This is a genomic window from Kitasatospora sp. NPDC058406 (genome assembly GCF_042722765.1).
GTDB lineage: Bacteria > Actinomycetota > Actinomycetes > Streptomycetales > Streptomycetaceae > Kitasatospora.
Genome location: NZ_JBHXKE010000092.1, coordinates 1 through 20,359, shown reverse-complemented (window position 1 = coordinate 20,359; position 20,359 = coordinate 1). Strand labels below are relative to the sequence as shown.

At 74.5% G+C, this 20,359-nt stretch carries 13 protein-coding genes; 11 read left to right on the top strand and 2 right to left on the bottom strand.

The genetic code is table 11. The annotated features are described in order from the left end of the window. Window positions 1–406 precede the first annotated feature (406 nt). The 4 genes from ACFWOG_RS19620 (at window position 407) to ACFWOG_RS19605 (ending at window position 5,208) form a co-directional block, all read left to right on the top strand. Window positions 407–1,018, top strand: a complete 612-nt coding sequence (locus ACFWOG_RS19620; RefSeq protein ID WP_014136228.1) for a response regulator transcription factor — start codon at window positions 407–409, stop codon at window positions 1,016–1,018. Between the two features lie 563 nt (window positions 1,019–1,581). Next, window positions 1,582–2,130, top strand: a complete 549-nt coding sequence (gene shbA, locus ACFWOG_RS19615; protein WP_329885730.1) for an RNA polymerase sigma factor ShbA — start codon at window positions 1,582–1,584, stop codon at window positions 2,128–2,130. A 299-nt stretch (window positions 2,131–2,429) separates the two neighbouring features. Continuing rightward, on the top strand, window positions 2,430–3,932 hold the full coding sequence (gene guaB / locus ACFWOG_RS19610) for an IMP dehydrogenase (protein WP_329885355.1): 1,503 nt from the start codon (window positions 2,430–2,432) through the stop codon (window positions 3,930–3,932). 148 nt (window positions 3,933–4,080) lie between these two features. After that, on the top strand, window positions 4,081–5,208 hold the full coding sequence (locus tag ACFWOG_RS19605; RefSeq protein WP_329885354.1) for a GuaB3 family IMP dehydrogenase-related protein: 1,128 nt from the start codon (window positions 4,081–4,083) through the stop codon (window positions 5,206–5,208). A 72-nt stretch (window positions 5,209–5,280) separates the two neighbouring features. On the opposite strand, the gene ACFWOG_RS19600 is transcribed toward ACFWOG_RS19605, so the two are convergent. Further along, complete coding sequence (locus ACFWOG_RS19600; protein WP_380359877.1) at window positions 5,281–5,871, bottom strand: hypothetical protein; 591 nt, start codon at window positions 5,869–5,871, stop codon at window positions 5,281–5,283. Window positions 5,872–6,122: 251 nt separating this feature from the next. Here ACFWOG_RS19600 and ACFWOG_RS19595 point away from each other — a divergent pair, with 251 nt between their 5' ends. Next, complete coding sequence (locus ACFWOG_RS19595) at window positions 6,123–8,108, top strand: serine/threonine-protein kinase (protein ID WP_380359875.1); 1,986 nt, start codon at window positions 6,123–6,125, stop codon at window positions 8,106–8,108. A gap of 27 nt (window positions 8,109–8,135) precedes the next feature. On the opposite strand, the gene ACFWOG_RS19590 is transcribed toward ACFWOG_RS19595, so the two are convergent. After that, on the bottom strand, window positions 8,136–8,681 hold the full coding sequence (locus tag ACFWOG_RS19590; protein WP_329885351.1) for an SHOCT domain-containing protein: 546 nt from the start codon (window positions 8,679–8,681) through the stop codon (window positions 8,136–8,138). Between the two features lie 214 nt (window positions 8,682–8,895). Between ACFWOG_RS19590 and ACFWOG_RS19585 the strand changes: the two genes are divergently transcribed. From ACFWOG_RS19585 to guaA, 6 genes are all read left to right on the top strand, one after another. Continuing rightward, on the top strand, window positions 8,896–9,990 hold the full coding sequence (locus tag ACFWOG_RS19585) for a protein kinase (RefSeq protein WP_380359873.1): 1,095 nt from the start codon (window positions 8,896–8,898) through the stop codon (window positions 9,988–9,990). A 172-nt stretch (window positions 9,991–10,162) separates the two neighbouring features. Beyond that, window positions 10,163–11,947: a protein kinase gene (locus tag ACFWOG_RS19580; RefSeq protein WP_380359871.1), complete on the top strand. Its 1,785-nt coding sequence runs from the start codon at window positions 10,163–10,165 to the stop codon at window positions 11,945–11,947. 81 nt (window positions 11,948–12,028) lie between these two features. Then, a complete protein-coding gene (locus ACFWOG_RS19575; RefSeq protein ID WP_329950411.1) occupies window positions 12,029–13,672 on the top strand; it encodes a succinic semialdehyde dehydrogenase in 1,644 nt (547 codons plus the stop codon). A gap of 100 nt (window positions 13,673–13,772) precedes the next feature. Then, a complete protein-coding gene (locus tag ACFWOG_RS19570) occupies window positions 13,773–15,563 on the top strand; it encodes a GMC family oxidoreductase (RefSeq protein WP_329950412.1) in 1,791 nt (596 codons plus the stop codon). Window positions 15,564–16,074: 511 nt separating this feature from the next. Beyond that, entirely contained in the window at window positions 16,075–17,622 is a 1,548-nt protein-coding gene (locus ACFWOG_RS19565) for a hypothetical protein (protein WP_380359869.1), read from the top strand. A gap of 1,071 nt (window positions 17,623–18,693) precedes the next feature. Beyond that, window positions 18,694–20,289 (top strand): glutamine-hydrolyzing GMP synthase, encoded by a 1,596-nt coding sequence (gene guaA / locus ACFWOG_RS19560; RefSeq protein WP_380359867.1) that lies wholly within the window; start codon window positions 18,694–18,696, stop codon window positions 20,287–20,289. Window positions 20,290–20,359: the final 70 nt, after the last annotated feature.

Here is a 20,359-nt window from a genome sequence, read left to right as displayed (position 1 = left end):
AAAAGCTATAAAAACGGGCAAAGTGGGCATGCCCGGCGGTGCGGCGATCGCCCGGCGCGAACGTGGCAATCGGGTGGCCGACGGGCGCGCGGGGGCCCGAATCGGTGTGCGGGTCGTGCGCCCACCGCGCCCGAGCTGCGCAAAAGAGCGGCGTGTGCCCCGCGATGCGGCTGATCGGTAACGGGTCGGCCACGTACAGTGGTGGAGATGGCCCTGAAGGCCGTAACTCATTCGAGTGACGGTCGTTGGAAGTGCGGAGGCGGTTAGCGGGCGCCGGACGTCGGGAACGATCGCGGAGATTCACAGGCGATCAGCACGGAGTCTGTCGCCGATCGGCCGTGTCGGAGAGGTTCGTACCAGCCAGGAGGCTCAACGTGACGCGGATCAGCTGCGGAGGACGACGGTCATGACTTCCGTTCTCGTTTGCGACGATTCCCCGCTCGCCCGCGAGGCGCTTCGCCGCGCGGTCGCGACCGTACCCGGTGTCGACCGGGTCACCACCGCGACGAACGGGGAGGAGGTCCTCCGCCGCTGGGTGGCCGACCGCTCCGATCTCGTCCTGATGGACGTCCGGATGCCCGGCCTCGGCGGGGTGGAGACGGTCCGGCGGCTGCTGTCGGCGGACCCGGGCGCCCGGATCATCATGCTCACCGTCGCCGAGGACCTCGACGGCGTCGCCCTCGCGGTGGCCGCGGGCGCGCGGGGGTACCTGCACAAGGACGCCTCGCGCGCCGAACTGCGGGCCACCGTCACCCAGGCCCTCGCCGACCCGACCTGGCGGCTCGCCCCGCGGCGGCTGCGCAGCCCCGACATGGGCGCCGCGCCGACCCTGACGGCGCGTGAGATCCAGGTGCTCGAAGGCATGAGCCACGGCCGCAGCAACGCCGAGATCGGCCGCGAGCTGTTCCTCTCCGAGGACACCGTCAAGACCCACGCCCGACGCCTGTTCAAGAAGCTCGGCGCCTCGGACCGTGCGCACGCGGTGGCCCTGGGCTTCCGCTGGGGTCTGGTCCGCTGACCGCCGGCGGCTCCGCCGGTCCCGGAACGCTGCTCACGATTCCCTGTGCAGGGGCGTGTGACGTTACGGTCCCGAGGTTGCACCATGGAGGAGTGGAGCACCTCGGGGACCAGCGGACAGGAACTGCGGCGAACCACACGGCCGCAGGAGACTCGGCGGACGGCGCGGCGGACGGGACCACCGACGCCGGCGGGGCGGGAGGCGGCACGGTGCAGGAGGGGCCGGTGGTGCGTGCCGGTGCGGCACCGCATAACGTTCCGGTGCACAACTCCGGACGCGGTGCCGCGTTTTCCCGCGCGACCAGGCACCATGGACCGATGCGCGACGACGTGACCGGGGCTCCCGGCGAGGCGGACCCGGTGGAGGCCGAGCCCTCCGTGTCCGGGCCCGACGCGGCGTACGCGGAATCCGCCGGCTCCGGGGCCCCCGGCTCCGCCGGAGCCGGTGCCGAACGCGAAGCCGGTGCCGAGCGCGAAGCGGAGCCGCACGAGCCCGCCCGGCCCGTCGCGCCCGCCGCCCGCCCGCCCGTCCTCGGCACGGGCAGCTCCCCGCTCGTCGGCGAACTGGTCGCGGCCGCCGTCCGCGGCGAGGGCCCGGCGATCGACGCGCTGCTCGCCTACGTCCACCCGCTGGCCCTGCGGTACTGCCGCGGCCGGCTGGTCCGGCTGCCCGGCGGCGCCCGGCACCACGTGGACGACATCGCCCAGGAGGTCTGTGTGGCGGTGCTCTGCGCGCTGCCCCGGTACAAGGACCAGGGGCGCCCGTTCGAGGCCTTTGTCTACGGGATCGCCGCGCACAAGATCGCCGATCTGCAGCGGGCCGCGATGCGCGGGCCCGGCTCGACCGTGATCCCGCAGGACGACCTGCCGGAGGTTCCGGACGACGCGCTCGGCCCGGAGGAGCGGGCGCTGGCCAGCAGCGACGCGGCCTGGGCCAAGGAACTGCTCTCCAACCTGCCGGCCCGGCAGCGCGAGCTGGTGCTGCTGCGGGTGGCCGCCGGACTCTCGGCGGAGGAGACCGGCGAGGTGCTCGGGATGTCGCCGGGGGCCGTCCGGGTCGCCCAGCACCGGGCGCTCAGCCGGCTGCGGGCGCTCGCCGAGGAGTCCTCCTAGGGCTTGCCCGATGCCGGGCCCGGCATCGGGGAGGCCCGCCCGTTCCGGCCCCGGAGGACGGAATGGCCCACGGGCGGCAGGTGTTGTCAAGGGCACGCGAGGACGCATTCGCGGGTGCCAGTACCATGGGGTATCGGCGCCTGGGCGGGTCGCCAAAGTTTCAGCGGTGCGAACGGGGTTCCCCTGGAGGATCCTCCAGTTGCCACCCGGCTTTCGGCGGTCCGAGCGAGTGAGCGATGACAACGCCCCCACCCCTCAGGGCGTGAGCGGACAAGGCCGGCCACGGAAGGTACCCCCAAATGTCTTACAACGCCGCAGGCGTACCCGAGAAGTTCGCGATGCTCGGACTCACGTACGACGATGTCCTGCTGCTGCCCGGGGCCTCCGAGGTGCTGCCGAACCAGGTCGACACCTCCTCCCGGGTCTCCCGGAACGTGCGCGTCAACATCCCGCTGCTCTCCGCGGCGATGGACAAGGTCACCGAGTCGCGGATGGCGATCGCGATGGCCCGTCAGGGCGGCGTCGGCGTCCTGCACCGCAACCTCTCCGTCGAGGACCAGGTCAACCAGGTCGACCTGGTCAAGCGCTCCGAGTCCGGCATGGTCACCGACCCGATCACGGTCGGCCCGGAGACCACGCTCGGCGAGGCCGACGCGCTCTGTGCCAAGTTCCGGATCTCCGGCGTGCCGATCGCCGACGAGAGCGGCAAGCTCCTCGGCATCGTGACCAACCGCGACATGGCCTTCGAGTCGGACCGCACCCGCCAGGTCCGCGAGATCATGACCCCGATGCCGCTGATCACCGGCAAGGTCGGCATCTCCGGCGTCGACGCGATGGCGCTGCTCCGCCGCCACAAGATCGAGAAGCTCCCGCTGGTCGACGACGAGGGCCGGATCAAGGGCCTCATCACGGTCAAGGACTTCGTCAAGGCCGAGCAGTACCCGAACGCCGCCAAGGACAGCGAGGGCCGGCTGCTGGTCGGTGCCGCCGTCGGCGCCAGCGCCGAGGCGTTCGACCGGGCCCAGGCCCTGGTCGAGGCGGGCGTGGACTTCCTGGTCGTCGACACCTCGCACGGCCACAGCCACAACGCGCTGGCCTGGATCTCGAAGATCAGGGCGGCCGTCAAGGTCGACGTGGTCGGCGGCAACGTCGCCACCAGGGACGGCGCCCAGGCGCTGATCGACGCGGGCGTGGACGGCGTCAAGGTCGGTGTCGGCCCGGGTTCGATCTGCACCACCCGCGTGGTCGCCGGCATCGGCGTCCCGCAGGTCACCGCGATCTACGAGGCGGCCGTGGCCTGTCAGGCGGCCGGCGTGCCGGTCATCGGCGACGGCGGCCTGCAGTACTCCGGCGACATCGGCAAGGCGCTGGCCGCCGGCGCCGACACCGTGATGCTGGGCTCGCTGCTGGCCGGCTGCGAGGAGTCCCCGGGCGAGCTGCTGTTCATCAACGGCAAGCAGTACAAGTCCTACCGCGGCATGGGTTCGCTGGGCGCCATGCAGTCCCGCGGTCAGGGCCGCTCGTACTCCAAGGACCGCTACTTCCAGGCCGAGGTCTCCTCGGACGACAAGCTCGTCCCCGAGGGCGTCGAGGGCCAGGTGCCCTACCGCGGCCCGCTCTCCGCGGTGCTGCACCAGCTCGTCGGCGGCCTGCGCCAGACCATGGGCTACGTCGGTGCCGCCACCGTCGCCGAGATGGAGAGCAAGGGCCGGTTCGTCCGGATCACCTCGGCGGGCCTCAAGGAGAGCCACCCGCACGACATCCAGATGACCGTCGAGGCTCCGAACTACAGCGGCCGCTGAGCCGGTAACCGGAAGGGGCCCGCAGCCGCGGGCCCCTTCCGCGCGTCCGGGAGGCGGGCGCGGCGGCGCGGCTCCGGGCGGGTGCGGGATACTGGGGGCGGCCGGGGTGACCCGGCGGGCACGAGCAACACCACCAGAAGGGCTCGAAGTGACTGAGATCGAGATCGGGCGAGGCAAGCGCGGCCGGCGGGCGTACGCCTTCGACGACATCGCCGTCGTCCCCAGCCGGCGTACGCGTGACCCGAAGGAGGTCTCGATCGCCTGGCAGATCGACGCCTACCGGTTCGAGCTGCCGTTCCTGGCCGCCCCCATGGACAGCGTCGTCTCGCCGGAGCAGGCCATCGCCATCGGCCGCCTCGGCGGTCTCGGCGTGCTCAACCTCGAAGGTCTCTGGACCCGCTACGAGGACCCGCAGCCGCTGCTCGACGAGATCGTCTCGATCACCGACGAGGCCGCCGCGACCCGCCGCCTGCAGGAGATCTACTCGGCGCCGATCCGGGCCGAGCTGATCAAGCAGCGGATCCAGGAGGTCCGCGACTCCGGTGTGGTCACCGCGGCCGCGCTCTCCCCGCAGCGCACCGCCGAGTTCTCGAAGGCCGTGGTCGACGCCGGCGTCGACGTCTTCGTGATCCGCGGCACCACCGTCTCGGCCGAGCACGTCTCCGGCGCCGCCGAGCCGCTCAACCTGAAGCAGTTCATCTACGAGCTGGACGTCCCGGTCATCGTCGGCGGCTGTGCCACCTACACCGCCGCGCTGCACCTGATGCGCACCGGCGCGGCCGGCGTGCTGGTCGGCTTCGGCGGCGGCGCCGCCCACACCACCCGCAACGTCCTCGGCATCCAGGTGCCGATGGCCACCGCCGTCGCCGACGTGGCCGCCGCCCGCCGCGACTACATGGACGAGTCCGGCGGCCGGTACGTGCACGTCATCGCGGACGGCGGGGTCGGCTACAGCGGCGACATCCCGAAGGCGGTCGCCTGCGGCGCCGACGCGGTGATGATCGGTGCCGCGCTGGCCCGGGCCACCGACGCGCCGGGCAAGGGCTACCACTGGGGCATGGAGGCCGTCCACGAGGAGCTGCCGCGCGGCAAGCGCGTCGACCTCGGCACCGTCGGCAACACCGAGGAGATCCTCACCGGCCCCTCGCACACCCCGGACGGCACCATGAACCTGTTCGGCGCCCTGCGCCGGGCGATGGCGACCACCGGGTACACCGAGCTCAAGGAGTTCCAGCGGGTCGAGGTGACGGTCAACCCGGCGCTCAACCGCCGCTGAGCCCGTTCGTCCCGCGGAGGCCCCCGTCCGATCGTGGCGGGGGCCTCGCGCCGTTCCCGGACCGGACGCGTCCTACTGGCGGGTCGCGGCGCGGCGGGTCAGCAGGAAGCCGCCGACCAGGGCGATGCCGTAGAAGACGAGGTCGAGCAGCCGGCGGTCCCCCCGCCACAGCGTGAGGGCGTCGCGGACCAGCTCGCCGTACGGGGTGCCGTCCAGTGCGTGCAGCCGGCGGGTCTGGCCGAGCAGCTGGCCGAGCAGGAGCGAACCGGCCGAGAGCAGCGCGCCCAGCGGCGGGAGCAGCCGGCCCGGTCCGCCGAGCCGGCCGAGCGGCCAGGCGACGGCGGCGGCCGGGGCGATCGCCAGCCAGCCGACGGTGGCCGCGGCCCGGGTCGGGGCGAGGCCGTACGCGAGGGCACCGGCCAGCATCGCGGCGACGGCGATCGCGAGGGCCCGGCCGGTGCGGTACCGGCGCTTCGAGCGGGGGTGTCCGTCGGGCCCGTCGGAGTCGCCGGGAGCGGTGGGGTGGTAACCGGCCACCGGGGCGCCGGGCATCCCGGGGGCCACGTAGCCCTCGGGTGTCTCCGGTTCCTGTGCGACCGAGAAGTGCTGGGCCGTGGGCGGTCGGCCCGACTGGCCGTCAGCGCCCGGTGCGGGTGCGGTCATGGACGTCGAATTCCCCCCGGAAGGACGGTGAACTGCCGCACGGTAGCAGTGCCCGGAGCGGGACGGACAGAGTTTTCGATCACAGATCGGGCACGGAGCGCCGCGCCCGGGCGGCATCGGTGCGAGGGTGGCCGGGGGCCGGGTGGTCGGGGGCGCCCGGGACAGGAGATGATGGAGGCTTGGGTGCTCGGCCCCGACGCCGGTCCGACACGCCGTCACCACGACCGCCAGCACATGGGGGAACGTTCCGAATGACCCAGGCGCAGGGTTCCACCGGCCGCCTCCTGGCCGGACGCTACCGGCTGGACGCGGTGATCGGGCGCGGTGGCATGGGCACCGTCTGGCGTGCCGAGGACGAGATGTTGGGCCGGACGGTCGCGGTCAAGGAACTGCGGATGAACGCCAGCGTCGAGGAGGACGAGAAGCACCGGCTGATCGTCCGGACGCTGCGCGAGGCCAAGGCGACGGCGCGGATCCGGCACAACTCGGCGGTCACCGTCTTCGACGTCGTCGAGGAGGACGACCGGCCGTGGATCGTCATGGAGCTGGTCGAGTCCCGCTCGCTGGCGGACGTGATCCGGGAGGACGGCCCGCTGGAGCCGGCCCGGGCGGCCGAGATCGCGCTGGACGTGCTGGGCGTGCTGAGCGCCGCGCACGCGCACGGCATCCTGCACCGGGACGTCAAGCCCTCGAACGTGCTGATCGGCGAGGACGGGCGGGTGGTGCTCACCGACTTCGGCATCGCCAGCGTGGAGGGCGACACCTCGGTGACCTCCACCGGGATGCTGGTCGGCGCGCCCTCGTACATATCCCCGGAGCGGGCCCGCGGGCAGAAGCCCGGGCCGCCGGCCGACCTCTGGTCACTGGGCGGCACGCTGTACGCGATGGTCGAGGGCCGGCCGCCGTACGACCGGGGTTCGGCGCTCGCCACGCTCACGGCGGTGATGACCGAGGACCTGACCGCGCCGGTGAACGCCGGTCCGCTCCGGCCGGTGATCGAGGGGCTGCTGGCCAAGGACCCGGTGGAGCGGCTGACCGCCTCGCAGACCCGGTCGATGCTCAAGCGGGTGGCGGCGGACGCGACGGCGCGGGCCGAGTCGACCACCGAGCAGGCGGTGCCGGTGGCGGGCGGCGGTGCGGCGGACGGCGCGGCGGAGCGTCCGGCGGGGGAGCGTCCGGCCGTGAAGCCGGAGACCGTGAAGCCGTCGGTCGGCGGGTTGCTCGGAACGGTCCGGGTGGGGAGCCGGGCCGCGGACGCCGGGAGCGGGGAGCGGGCGGCGCCGGCCGCGGAGCCCGAGGACGGCACGGCCGGGCCGTCGGGGACGCCGGCGCCGGAGACCGAGGCGGCCCGTCCGGTGACCAGCGAGTGGACGCTGGGCGCGACCCAGGCGGCCGGTGCCGACCCGCGGAAGGGCCGGCACCGGCTGGCCCTGGCGACGGTCGTGGTGGTGCTGCTGCTGATCGCGGGCGTGGTCGCACTGGTGCGGGCGCTCGGCGACTCCGACGACGGATCGGCCGACGGTGCGCGCGGCACCGCGTCCGTGACCGCGAGCACCGGGACCTCGCCGGCCGGCGCCCCGCCGGTGGACGCCTCCGCGATCCCGCCGGCCACCGCCCCGGTGACCCCGGACCCGGCGACCTCGGATCCGGCCGCGGCGCCCGCCGCCACGCCTCCGGTGACCCCCGCCTCGACGCCGGCCCAGACCCCGGCACCGGCCCAGACCCCGGCGCCGGCCCAGACGCCGGCCCAGACCCCGGGACCGGCCCAGACCCCGGCGCCGACCGGGGCCGTCGTGCCCGCCGGTCACCACGAGTACAAGGACGCGTCCGGCTTCTCGATCGTGCTGCCGGACTGGCTGCAGCTCACGGGTTCGGAGGCGACCCGCCGGACCTTCAAGGGCAACGGCAGCACCCTGCGGATCGAGTGGACCACCACGCCGGGGCCGAGCGCCCTCGCCGACTGGCAGGAGTCCGAGCCGGGACTGCGCGGCCAGGTGAGCAACTACCAGCGGGTGCAGCTTCAGGCCGTCGCCTACCGCGAGTGGAGCAACGCCGCCGACTGGGAGTGGACCAACGGCACCCCGCGGATGCACTCGCTCAACCGGGGCTTCGTCACCGGTTCGCCGGCCAAGTACGGCTACGCCGTCTACTGGACCTCGCCGGACGCGGAGTGGGCCGCACCGCAGAACGCCCAGGCACGGCAGATCTCCTTCGACACCTTCCGGCCGGCGCCCTGACGGACGTCGGCCGGACGGCCCCGGGGTTCAGCCGATCAGGCGACGCTTGGCGCTGCTGAACTCCTCGTCGGTGAGCGCCCCCGCGCCGTGCAGGGCGGCCAGCCGCTCCAGCTGGTCGAGCAGGTCGGCGCCGGAGGACGCCGGTGCGGCGGGCGCGGCGGCCGGCGCGGCGAGCGCCTGCTGCCCGGCGTTGCGGGCCAGCCGGGCAGCGGCCCGGACCTGCTCGGCGAAGATCTCGGCCTTGACCACGTCCTCGAACCGGTGCGAGCCGGTGAGGGCGACCACCAGGAGCACCTCCCCGTTGATCCGGGTCCTGGTGACGGTCGCGTCGGTCACCGCGGAGAGCGGAACCGGGACGGGAGGCTTCCCGTCCTTCAGGAAGAGCAGCCGATGGGTGGTCAGGACCAGCACGCCCTTGCGGAAGTGATCGGGATGTCGCCCCGCCGTCGAGGCGACCGGTTTCTCGTCGGGCGCGACGTTCGCCTCGACGGTGCGCAGGGCCGTGGCCCGGGAATCACTGCTGCTGTTGCCGGCCACGTCGAAGGCCGCGTCGATCAGATCGGTCCAGTCCATGGGATCGAGCCTAATCCGACGGTTCGCCGGGCGGGTCCGCCCCTGCGCCCCTGCGTCTCGGACCGGAGGGCGGTGCCGGGGCGCGGGCCGTGCGGGTCCGAGGGGGAGTGCGCCCCCCGCGGATGTGTCCCGGCCGACGGCGGGGGGCGCGTCGCGCGCCCGGCGGGAACGGACGGTGACACCTTAGGCTGGGTGGTGAGCGAGAGGAACACGCATGCGAGCGGGTCCGGGACAGATGCTGGCCGGGCGTTACCGGCTGACTGACCGTCCGGCGGCGTTGAGCGCGCTCGCCGTGGACGAGCGGACCGGTGACGTCGTGCGGTTGCGCGCGCTGGAGCTGCCCGCCCTGCTGACCGGAGGGCGGGAGCCGGACGACCCGGTGCCGGAGCAGGGGGACCAGCTGGTCCGCCGGGTGGCGGTGGTCGGCTCCGCCGCGCCGCGGCACCCCCGGCTTCTCCAGGGAGCCGGCGCCTTCGTCGAGGGCGAGCTGCTCTGGACCGTCGAGGAGCGTCCGGCCGGGGTGCCGCTGGCCGAGCTGGCCGCGGCCGGTCCGCTTCCGCCCTACCGGGTGGCCGAGTTGGCGGCGGACCTGGCGGGCGCGCTGCGGGCGCTGCACGAGGCGGGCCTGGCGCACGGCAACCTGACCACCGAGTCGGTGCTGGTCTGTGAGGACGGCGCCGCCCTGCTGGGCGGGCTGCTCGCCGGGGTCGCCCAGGAGGCGTTGGCCGAGGAGCTGGGCGGGCCCGGCGGGCGCCGCCGGTACGAGGTGCGGGCCACCCTGGCCGGGCCGGTGGCCGAGCGGTGGCCGCTGGACGGGGGCCCGGCGGGTGACTGCTGGGCGCTCGGCGTGCTGGTGCACCGGCTGGTGACCGGCCGCTCGCCGTACCCGGAGGGCGGGGTGCCGGAGCTGGTGACGGCGGTGCGTGACGGCCGCCGGGAGCCGTCGGCGGCGTGCGGGCCGCTGGGGCCGCTGGTGGAGCGGCTGCTGCAGCCCGATCCGGCCCGGCGCCCGACGGCGGTGGAGGTCCGGCAGGAGCTGGCGGCCCTGCTGGCGGGTGCGCCCGAGCCGGTCGGGGAGGAACGGGCGGCCCGGGCACTGGAGTTGCGGCCGGAGGGCCCGGTGGTGCCGGCGCCGCGCCGGCGGCGTCCGCGCGGCTCCGTCACGGCCGAGCGGCCCCCGGAGGAGGACGCTCCCGGGCGGGACCGCCGGCCGCTGATACCGCCGGCGCTGCTCGGCCCGGTGCTGGTCGGAGGGGTGTTCCTGCTGCTGGTGCTCGGGATGACGGCCGTGGTGATGTTCGCAGGCTGACGGGGTCGGCCGGGCCGCCACCGCCGGGTCTGCGGGTGGGGGAGATTACCGGGGCCGGGGCGGGGCGCCTAGTGTGTCCGTGAGATTTGTTCGACTGGTGGTCTGCACCGAGTGGTCTGTACCGGGCCCTCCGTCGTGGTGACGGCAGGTGGATGAGGGGGAGCGGTCGCGGATGGGCGCGGAGGACCGGGCGGAGGCGGCCGGGGAGCGGCTGCTGGCCGGACGCTACGAGCTGGGCGACCGGCTGGGCCGGGGCGGGATGGGCACGGTCTGGCGGGCCCGGGACCGGATGCTGGACCGCGAGGTGGCGGTCAAGGAGCTCACCGTCAACCACCTGCCCGAGGAAGAGCTGGAGATCCTGCACGCCCGGATGAAGCGGGAGGCCAGCGCCGCCGCCCGGATCAAGCACTCCGGTGTGATCACCGTGCACGACGTGCTGGAGCAGGACGGCCGGCCGTGGATCGTGATGGAGCTGGTCGACGGCCGGTCACTGGCCGACGTGATCAGTCAGGACGGCACGTTGCCGCCGCGCGCCGCCGCCGAGGTCGGCAGCCAGGTGCTGGCCGCGCTGCACCGGGGGCACCAGCTGGGCGTGCTGCACCGGGACGTGAAGCCGGCCAACGTGCTGTTGGAGCACGGCACCGGGCGGGCGGTGCTGCTGGACTTCGGCATCGCGACGTACGAGGGCTCGGCGGAGCTGACCCGGCCGGGTGACCTCGTCGGGTCGCCGGACTACCTGGCGCCCGAGCGGGCGCAGGGCGAGCGGCCGGGCCCGGCCTCGGACCTGTGGGGTCTCGGGGCGACGCTGTACGCGGCGGTGGAGGGCGACTCGCCGTTCCGCCGCACCTCGCCGCTGACGACGCTGGCCGCGGTGGTCGGCGATCCGCTGCCGGAGCCGCGCCGGGCGGGGCCGCTGGGGCCGGTGCTGGCCGCGCTGATGGCCAAGGACCCGGCGGACCGGCCGACCGCGGACGAGGCGGCCCGGATGCTGGCCGAGGTGCAGGCCGGGCACACCATCGGCTTCAAGCCGGTCGGTCAGGTGCGGACGCCGACCCGGTCGGTGCCGGTGGTGGACCGGTCCGGGGAGCCGGGCGGGCCGGAGACGGGTGCGGAGGCGGATGCGGAGCCGGAGGCGCCGACCGTGCCGCGTCCGGTGGCGCCGTCGGGCCCCGGAGCGGCCCCGGAACCGGCTGGGCAGGCGTTCGGGCAGGTGTCCGGGCAGGTGTCGGGGCAGCTCCCGGAGGCATTCAGGGGGCACGAGGCGGCCGAAGGGGCGCCCACCGGACCGGTCGCGCCGGTCGCCTACACCGATGCGCCCGCGCGCGGGCCCGCCAGGCGCCGGGGTGTGGTGCAGGTCGTCGTGATCGCGCTGGCGGTGGCCGTGGCCGCCGCCGGGGCCACCTTCCTGGCCACCCGGCCCAGCGGCACGACGGAGATCGCCAAGCCCACGCCGACCGTGACCGGGCCGCAGCCGACCGGCTCCGGCGACATCGACTCCGGGCCCGCGCCGACCGGCTACCGCTGGGTGGACGACCCGGCGGGCTTCCGCTTCCCGCTGCCGGTGGCCACGCCGCCCTGGCAGCGCTCCACCGACGGCAACCAGATCTACTACAGCCCCGACAACATGGTGCACTACCTCCAGTTCGCCGTCACTGTCGGCCAGTCGGTCAAGCCGCTGGACCACCTGAAGCAGATGGAGACCACCGTCTCCAAGCGCAAGGAGTACCGCCAGCACAAGCTCACCAGCGTCGCGGTGAACGGGCACGACGCGGCGGTCTGGGAGTTCAGCTACGCGGCCAAGGAGGGCGGGCGGCGGCGGGCCGTCGACGCCGAGTTCATCGACGACGACGGCACCGCGTACGCCATCTACCTGTCCTGCCCGGACAACGACAAGGACTGGCAGGAGGGGGAGCGGCGGTTCACCCTGGTGTTGAACCACTTCACGCCGACCCGCTGATCCGGCCGGGCCGGGGGTCCTCCGCGGTTTCTTGTTACCGACGGGTACCGAACCGGCCGCGGAGCGCCTAGGCTGCGCCCTATGACGGACCTCACAGCAGCTGCCACGGCCACCGAACCCGCCGGCACCGGCTCGCCGGGCCGCAATCCCGCGGCGCCCGGCGGCGGGCGCACCGTCGCCTCGGCGGTCCCGCCGTCGCTGGTCGACCGCCTCGTCACCGGGGTCACCGCCACCGGTGAGCCCCGCGTGGTGGAGACCGTCGCCCCGCTCACCGGCGACCGGCTGGCCGGTCTGCCGCAGTCCACGCCGGCCGACGTCGAGGTCGCCTTCGAGCTGGCCCGCCGCGCCCAGCCGGCCTGGGCCGCGCTGCCCGTACGCCGGCGCGCCGCCGTCCTGCTGCGCTTCCACGACCTGCTGCTCAAGCGCCAGGACGAGGTGCTCGACCTGATCCAGGCGGAGACCGGCAAGGCCCGGCTGCACGCCTTCGAGGAGGTCCTCGCCGTCGCGATGAGCGCCCGCCACTACGCCCGCGCCGCCCAGGGCTACCTGCGCGACAAGCGGCGCGGCGGCGCCCTGCCGGTGCTCACCCGGACCGTCGAGGCCCGCCGCCCCAAGGGCGTGATCGGCCACATCTCGCCGTGGAACTACCCGCTGGAGCTCTCGGTCGGCGACGCGCTGCCCGCCTTCGTGGCCGGCAACGCGGTGGTCAACAAGCCGGACACGCAGACCGCGCTGACCGCGCTCTGGGCCCGCGAGCTGCTGATCGAGGCCGGGCTGCCGGCCGATCTGTGGCAGGTGGTGATCGGTGACGGGCCGGTGATCGGCCCGGCCGTGGTCGAGCACGCCGACTACGTCTCGTTCACGGGCTCCACCCGCACCGGCCGCGACGTCGCGCAGCGCGCCGCCGCCCGGCTGGTCGGCGCCTCGCTCGAACTCGGCGGCAAGAACGCCATGCTGGTCCTGGCCGACGCCGACCTCGCCCGGGCCGCCGAGGGGGCCGTCCGGGCCTGCTTCTCGTCCGCGGGCCAGCTCTGCATCTCGATCGAGCGGCTGCTGGTGCACCGCTCGGTGGCCGACGAGTTCCTGGCGAGGTTCGCCGCCGCGACCAAGGCGCTGCGACTCGGCGGTGGCCTCGCGTACGGCGCGGACATGGGCTCGCTGGTGTCCGGCCGGCAACTGGAGACCACCACCCGGCACGTCGAGGAGGCGGTCAAGGCCGGCGCCACGGTGGTCGCCGGCGGACAGGCGCGGCCGGACCTCGGCCCGTTCTTCCACGAGCCGACCATCCTGGACGGCGTCACCCCCGAGATGGCGGTCTGCGGCGAGGAGACCTTCGGCCCGGTCGTCTCGATCTACCGCTTCGACACCGAGGACGAGGCGGTGGCCGCCGCCAACGCGACCCCGTACGGGCTCAACTCCAGCGTCTGGACCGGGGACGCGCGGCGCGGCCGGGCGGTCGCGGCCCGGCTGCGCACCGGCACGGTCAACATCAACGAGGCGTACGCGGCCGCGTACGGTTCGGTCGCCTCGCCGATGGGCGGCATGGGCGACTCGGGGCTCGGCCGGCGGCACGGCGCCGAGGGCATCCTGCGGTTCACCGAGGCGCAGACCATCGCCGGCCAGCGGCTGATGCCGATCGCGCCCGCGTTCGGCCTGGACGACCGGCAGTTCGCGGCGGTGATGACCGGTGGGCTGCGGGTGCTGAAGGCCCTCCGGTTCAAGTAGCCGCCTCCGGCCCTCCGGCCGGCCCTCTGCGGACCTCCGGCTCTCCGGCCGGCCGGTCCGTTCCTCCCCGTTCGTCCCGTTTCCGAAGGAGCAGTGGCAGATGGTGGCATCCGGTGGTGACCGGGGGTTCGACTACGACGTGATCGTGGTCGGGTCCGGTTTCGGGGGCTCGGTCTCCGCGCTGAGGCTGACCGAGAAGGGCTACCGGGTCGCCGTCCTGGAGGCCGGGCGCCGTTTCGAGCGCGACGAACTGCCCAGGAACTCCTGGGACCTGCCCAACTACCTGTGGGCGCCGAAGCTCGGTCTGTACGGCATCCAGCGCATCCACCTGCTGGCCAACGTGCTGATCCTGGCCGGCGCCGGGGTCGGCGGCGGCTCGCTGAACTACGCCAACACCCTGTACGTGCCGCCGAAGGCCTTCTTCGAGGACCGCCAGTGGCGCCACATCACCGACTGGCAGGAGGAGTTGGCGCCGTTCTACGACCAGGCGAAGCGGATGCTGGGCGTCCGGCTCAACCCGACGGTCACCCCGTCCGACGTGCACCTCAGGGCCGCCGCCGAGCGGATGGGTGTCGGGGAGACCTTCCACCTGGCGCCGGTCGGCGTCTTCTTCGGCGACGGTGGGGACGCGGACGGCGAGGCCAGGACGGCGCCGGGCGCCGAGATCGCCGACCCGTACTTCGGCGGCGCCGGTCCGGCCCGCCGGGCCTGCGTCGAGTGCGGCGAGTGCATGACCGGCTGCCGGCACGGCGCCAAGAACATGCTCACCGAGAACTACCTGTACCTGGCCGAGCGCGGCGGCGCCGAGATCCACCCGCTCACCACGGTGGCCCGGATCCGCGAGTGGGGCGAGGGCTACGCGGTGGACGTCCGGCGGACCGACGCCCGTTCCACCACCGACCCGGTCAAGGCCGGGGCGCGGACCCTCACCGCCGCCCGGGTGGTGGTCGCGGCCGGCACCTACGGCACCCAGAACCTGCTGCACCGGATGCGGGCGGGCGGGCACCTGCCGCGGATCTCCGCCCGGCTCGGCGAGCTGACCCGGACCAACTCCGAGGCGCTGGTGGGCGCGCAGACCACCGACCGGCGCTACGGCGCCCGCGCGGACTTCACCAAGGGCGTCGCGATCACCTCCTCGATCCACCCGGACGAGAACACCCACATCGAGCCGGTCCGCTACGGCAAGGGCTCCAACGCGATGGGCGCGCTGTCGATCGCCCAGGTCAGGGGCGGCGGGAAGCTGCCGCGCTGGCTGCGCTACCTCGGCACCTCGGTCACGCACCCGGTGACCTTCGCCCGCTCGATGAACCAGCACCGCTGGTCCGAGAAGACGATCATCGGCCTGGTGATGCAGTCCCTGGACAACTCGATCACCGTGTCGCTGAAGGAGAAGGGCCTCGGCAAGGGCAAGCTCACCTCCCACCAGGGGCACGGCGCACCCAACCCGACCTGGATCCCGGCCGCCGAGCGGGGCGCCAGGGCACTCGCGGACGAGATCAACGGCTTCGCCGGCAGCAGCGCCGGCGAGATCTTCGACATCCCGATGACCGCGCACTTCCTCGGCGGCTGCCCGATCGGCGACTCCCCGGAGACCGGTGTCGTCGACCCCTACCACCGCCTCTACGGACACCCCGGGATCAGCGTGGTGGACGGATCGGCCGTCTCCGCCAACCTCGGCGTCAACCCCTCGCTGACCATCACCGCGCAGGCCGAGCGGGCCATGTCCATGTGGCCGAACAAGGGCGAGGAGGACACCCGTCCGGCGCCCGGCGAGGCGTACCGCCGGACCGGGCCGGTCGCCCCCGCCGACCCGGCGGTGCCGGCCGGTGCCTTCGGCGCGCTGCGGCTGCCGCTGCTGGCGGTGCCGGAGGTGCCCAAGAGGCGCGGGTAGCCCCGGGTCGTTCGACCGCGGCGCGACCGGCGACGTGACCCGCGCCGCGGTCAACCCGCGCCGCGCCGAAGCCGGTTGACAGCCGTCCGTGACCGGTGGGAGAAAAGGGCTCCCTGGGGGGACCAGGAGTTCGTTCGGACGGGGGACACGGTCCATGGCCATCTGCGCATCCTGCGGTGCGACTTCGGCGGAGGGGGCGCTCGCCTGCGCCTCCTGCGGCCTGCCGTCGGCGCCGCCGCTCCTGCCGCCCGCCCCGCCGCCACCGGGTCTGCCCGCCCCGGTGCCACCGGGCCCGCCGGGCCCGGCTGCTGCCCTGCCTCCGGTGCCGGACCTGCCTCCGCCGCTCCTGCCTCCGGTGCCGGACCTGCCTCCGCCGCTCCTGCCTCCGGCGCCGGACCTGCCTCCGCCGTTCCTGCCTCCGGCGCCGCCCGGTGCTCCCGCTCCGGGCGGAACCTGGGGATCGGGGCGGCCGTACGACCCGGCCGCGGGCCGGTCCGTCGCGCTCGGCCGGGTGGTCGGCGCGGACTGGCGCCCGGCGCTCCGCGCGGTGATCGCGCCGACCCTCGTCCTGCTAGTCGTCGCGCTGCTCGTGGCGGTCCCCGACGGGTACGCGGTCCCTGCTCCGATCGGCACCCCGGACTTCGGCGGGCGGTTCGGGGTGGCGCTCGCGATGGCGCTCTCCGCGCTCGGCGCGCCGTTCCGGCTGGGGCTCGGCAGCGGTGGCAGCGCCACCGACGAGACCACGGTCCGGGCCGTGCCGATGACGGTCACCGCGCTCTGGCTGTTCACGCTCTGGCTCGGCCTGCGTGCCGGGGCGAACCGCCGCCAGCGCCTCACCGGAGAGCAGTGGACCCGCCGACAGGCGGCCGGCGAGGCACTGCGCACCGCGGTCGTGGCGGCGGTCGCCACCCTGCTGCTCGGCCTGGTCGCCGGTGCTTCGTGGTCCCCGTGGCCGTCCGGCGGCTACGAGGCGGCCGACGGTCCGGGCGACGTGTTCGACGGCCGGCTCTCCAACACGGCGGCGGCCGGCTGGCCGGAGGCGGTCGGCTGGACGCTGCTGTCCGCCGGACTGCTCGCCTTCGCGGTCCACGGGACGGACGCGTTGCGCTGGGCGGCCTGGCGCAACCGTGCGGTGCGGGGCTGGGCGGTCGCCGGGCTGGCGGCTGCCCGGGCGCTGGTGCTCACGGTCGGCCTCGCGGCGGCGGTGGGCTTCGTCCTGATCGCCGTCGAGGGCGAGGGCCTCATGACCGGTTCGGCGGTGGCCTTCCTGCCCAACGTCGGTCTGGTGCTGCTCGGGGTGGGCTCGGGGGCGAGTTTCCGGACGTCCCGCGAGAGCCCGGCCGGCGACTCCGACTGGTACCGGGGGCGGAACGACGCCGACGAGTTCTCGTTCTTCGACCTCCAGGGCGAGAGCGCCGACTGGCGCTGGACGGGGCTGCTCGCGCTGTCCGCCGCGTTGGTGCTCGGCTGGACGGCGTACCGGCGCCGGCTCGACGCGGCCGACCGGCTCCGGCTGGCTGCGGTGTACGCGGCGGGGCTCAGCCTGCTGATGCTGGTGTCCGGGGTGCTGGTCTCGTCGGGGTCCACCGCCCGCTACCTCGGTACGGTCCGGGAGGTCGGGTACGAGTACGGCGTCGCCCTGGTGCCGGGCACCCTGCTGGTGGCCAACGCGGTCTGGGCGGCGATCGGGGCGTTGGCGGTGCCGCTCGTGCTGGCCGCGGCGCGGGGCCGCTCGGCGCAGGGCGGTCCGTACGGCGCGGTGCCGGCGCAGGCCGGGCCGGGCGCGGTCGGCTTCGGGGCGTTCGGTCCGGAGTCGGCCCCGGAGCCGTTCGTCCCCGGGCCGACCGACGGGTCCGGGCCGTCCGGGCCGTCCGGGCCGGACAAGGTGTCCGGTGCGTCCGGCCCGTCAGATGCGTCCGAGTCAGGTGCGTGGCCGGGGGTGAGCGAGGTGATCGGGTCGTCCGAGGAACCGGCGTCGCGCCGCTCCGGGCCGGGGGCCGGGCCGGCACCGGGCGCAGACTCCCCGGTCGACCCGAGCGTCTGGCGCGACCAGCCGTAGTGATTCAGGGGCGTGCGCCACGGTGGCGCACGCCCCTGCTGCCCGTGCCGCCCCCACCGCCCGTGCCCGGACAGGGCAAAGGGCCCCGCGGGGGAACGGGGCCCTTTGTCGTTCAGCACGCGGCGTCAGGGCTGCGCCGGTGCTGGGGTGACGGCGCCGGGGGAGGAGCGCCGTCGGTCGGATGGCTGTCGGGTAGGGCGGCGCCGCCGCTCCGGCGAAGGGTGGGCCGGTGCACGGGGCGCACGCGGTCCGCGGCGGTGGGCCTCCGGCATGCCTGAGCCGGGCCCTCGCTCACGGAGCGTGAGGTGATAATCGTTGCCACCAGGGTCGCGGCGGCACCGGGACGGCGCCCCTCGGGCGGCTTTGCAGCCGCCGGGGGAAGCTCTTCCAAGCAGCATCGTGCTGGACGGAGGGCATGCTCTGCAACCGATTCGGCATGATTCGGTCCAGCGCGCTTCCGGCGGGGCCGGTGGCCGGGGCAAGCCCGGGCAGCAGTGGCGGGCCCGGGGGCGTACAGGCCGGGCGGCAGCGATGATCACGGTGAGTAGTGAGACTCGGGCGGAGCGCACGGGGACGCGCGTAGCGGCGTGGGACGGTGAACGAAGTGCGCCGGGATCGCGCCGGGGTGCGGCGGTCGGACCCCGGGCGTCCCCGGTGGCCGACCGCCCCACCTCCTTGGTCCAGTCGCGGCCGGGGTCGCTGTCCCCTGCTGGCCGGCCGCAGCACCCGCGCACGGTCCCACGGCGCGTCACGTCCGGCCGGAGGCCGGTTCCGCGACGGCGCCACGTGCGCCGGTGGACTGGGTTGAGCTCCACGCGTGGTCCTGCAAGCCCGTACGGCGGCGCCCCTGGCCGGGGCGGAGGCGGCGCGCCTGGCGGGCGCGCCGCGGTCGTACGGTCGCCAGGAGAAACGAACCGGCACCGGCGCGGTCACGGCCGAGAGGGCGGGCAGACGAGTGAAACGCGGGTGGCCGGTAGACTCGACGGCAGACCCCCGCCCGTCGCCCGCGGCCACCCCTCCGGAGGACGCGCCGCGTGCGACACCTTTCGTACCGCTGCCGGAAGGCCGTCTGTGTCCCCTGCTACTCCCGTCCAGTCCGTGCCTGAGACCGACACCGTCCTGGTGGTCGACTTCGGTGCTCAGTACGCCCAGCTCATCGCCCGCCGCGTGCGTGAGGCCCGGGTCTACAGCGAGATCGTGCCGAGCAGCATGCCGGTCGCCGAGATGCTCGCCAAGAACCCGAAGGCGATCATCCTCTCCGGTGGTCCCTCGTCGGTCTACGCGGAGGGCGCGCCGCAGCTCGACCGCGCGATCTTCGAGGCCGGCGTCCCGGTCTTCGGCATGTGCTACGGCTTCCAGCTGATGGCCAAGACGCTCGGCGGCACCGTCGACAACAGCGGCGCCCGCGAGTACGGCCGCACCCCGCTGACCGTCTCCCGCACCGGCTCGACCCTCTTCGAGGGCGTCCCGGCGGAGCACTCGGTGTGGATGTCGCACGGCGACGCCTGCTCCGCCGCCCCCGAGGGCTTCACCGTCACCGCGTCCACCGACGTGGTGCCGGTCGCGGCCTTCGAGAACGACAAGGCCCGCCTCTACGGCGTCCAGTACCACCCCGAGGTGCTGCACTCCGACCACGGTCAGCAGATCCTGGAGCACTTCCTCTACCGCGGCGCCGGCATCGCGCCGAACTGGACCACCGGCAACGTGGTCGAGGAGCAGGTCGCGCTGATCCGCGCCCAGGTCGGCGACAAGCGCGCCATCTGCGGCCTCTCCGGCGGCGTGGACTCGGCGGTCGCGGCGGCCCTGGTCAACAAGGCCATCGGCGACCAGCTCACCTGCGTCTACGTCGACCACGGTCTGATGCGCAAGGGCGAGACCGAGCAGGTCGAGAAGGACTTCGTCGCCGCCACCGGCGTGCAGCTGAAGGTCGTCGACGCGCAGGAGCGCTTCCTGGCCGCGCTGAAGGGCGTCAGCGACCCGGAGGAGAAGCGCAAGATCATCGGCCGGGAGTTCATCCGGGTCTTCGAGCAGGCCCAGGCCGAGATCATCGCCGAGGCCGGCGAGCAGGGCGCGTCGGTCGACTTCCTGGTCCAGGGCACCCTGTACCCGGACGTGGTGGAGTCCGGTGGCGGCACCGGCACCGCCAACATCAAGTCCCACCACAACGTCGGCGGCCTGCCCGAGGACCTGCAGTTCCAGCTGGTCGAGCCGCTGCGCAAGCTCTTCAAGGACGAGGTCCGGATGGTCGGCCAGGAGCTCGGCCTGCCGGAGGAGATCGTCCAGCGCCAGCCGTTCCCCGGCCCCGGCCTGGGTATCCGGATCGTCGGCGAGGTCACCCGGGACCGCCTGGACCTGCTCCGCGAGGCCGACGCGATCGCCCGCGAGGAGCTGACCGCGGCCGGCCTGGACCGTCAGATCTGGCAGTGCCCCGTGGTCCTGCTCGCGGACGTCCGCAGCGTCGGCGTCCAGGGTGACGGCCGCACCTACGGTCACCCGATCGTGCTGCGTCCGGTCTCGTCCGAGGACGCGATGACCGCCGACTGGTCGCGCCTGCCGTACGACGTGCTGGCGAAGATCTCGACCCGGATCACCAACGAGGTCCCCGACGTCAACCGCGTGGTGCTGGACTGCACCAGCAAGCCGCCGGGCACCATCGAGTGGGAGTAGGCACTCCCGCCCGGTCCCGGACGGACCGGTCCTGAACGGCCGCGCCGCCGTTCCCGTACCAGGGGAACGG